This window comes from Streptomyces sp. MnatMP-M17 (genome assembly GCF_900091995.1).
Lineage (GTDB): Bacteria > Actinomycetota > Actinomycetes > Streptomycetales > Streptomycetaceae > Streptomyces.
On sequence record NZ_FMDK01001287.1, the window covers coordinates 1 to 1,516 of the forward strand.

Annotated in this window: 1 protein-coding gene; it reads left to right on the forward strand. The window is 70.4% G+C overall.

The genetic code is table 11. The annotated features are described in order from the left end of the window. Positions 1-79: 79 nt before the first annotated feature. Positions 80-1,516, forward strand: a 1,437-nt coding sequence (locus tag GA0115259_RS38630; protein ID WP_141716917.1) for a GAF domain-containing protein, incomplete at its 3' end; no start/stop codon positions are given.

A 1,516-nucleotide genomic window follows, 5' to 3' on the forward strand; every position in this document is an offset into this window, starting at 1 on the left:
GCCCGCCGCGGCAGCGGCTGATGTCACTGCGGGCACGCGAGCCCAGCAAGATCCAAACGAAAGACCCTAGGGGGAACTGATGAACTCCAAGGATAGGAGCGCTGGTTCTCAGGTGCTGGCGATCCTGGAACTGCTGGCCGACGAGGCGCCCACCAGGAGCTTCGAGGACCTGCTGCGGGAGACGCGGGAGCGCTCGCCCGACGACGCCCGGCTGCCCCAGCTCGAACGCGCGGTCCGTCTCGCGCTGGACATCAGGACCAGAACCGAGCAGCGCCGCCGGCGCCAGTCCGCGCTGGCCGCGCTGGTCGACGTCCTCCAGGACATGACCTTCCAGGAGGCGCTGGACGGCCGGCTCAGTGTGGTCACCCGGCACGCCAGACGGCTGCTCGACTTCGACATGGCGTATGTCAGCCTCCGGCTCCCGGACGGCAGCAGTTACGTCCACAAGTCCGACGGAGACACCACCGCGCTCAATGTGGGGCTGGAGATGGGCCCGGGGCAGGGACTGGGAGACATGGCCCAGGAGCGCGGCGCGCCGTTCTGGACGCCCGACTATCTCGGCGACGACCGGTTCCCGCACTCCGACGCCATCGACGAAGTCGTCGTCTCCGAGGGCCTGCACGCGATTCTGGCGGTGCCGATGACCTATGACGGCCGGACCGTGGGAGCGCTGTACGGCGCGTGCCGGGCGGTCCGGCACTTCTCGCCGGACGAGGTCAGTCTGCTGCGCTCGCTGGCCGATCTGTCCGCCTCGGTCATCGACGCGACCCGCCGTATGGACCGGGTACGGGCGGAGCTGGACCGGGAGCGGGCCGAGAACTCCCGTATCGGCGCGGCCCTTTCCGAGAGCCGTTCGCTGGCCGGTGTCCAGGCCTCGCTCTCCGGCATGTGTCTGGAAGGAGCCGATCTGTACGACATCATCCGACTGGCGGCGACCTCGCTGGGCGCCGATCTCATGGTGCGCAACGCGCACGGGCAGGTACTGGCCTGTACCGGAGAGGTCCCGGACGTCGACACGGCCACCCTGGTCGGCGCCATGGTGGGCTCCCATACCTCCACCTCCGTGGTCGAGCTGGCGGAGAATCTGTGGGCGGCCCATGTCACCACCGGAGTGGAGGGCCCGGGAGTGCTGATCTGCAAGAGCCCGGGCCCGCTGACCGACGAGGGACGGCGGCTGCTGTACTTCACCGCCCAGACCGTCGCCATGGCGCTGCTCCTGCGGCACAATCTCGCGGCGGCGGCCGGTCCGGCCCGCGACGAGTACCTCAACGACCTGCTGTCCGGCGCCCTCCAGCCACCGCGCCATCTCGCCGAGCGCGCCCGCCGGCTCGGACTCGATCCCACCGCACCGCATGTGGTGGTGACACTGCGGCCCGAGGGCGGCAAACAGGGCGAGGCCGCCATCTGGGCCTCCTCCTACGCCTACCGGCTCTCCGGCCTCAAGACTCTGCGCGGCGAGTGCGTGGTGCTGTTCCTGCCCGGCTCCGATCCGTCGGCCGCCGCCAAGGCGGCGGCC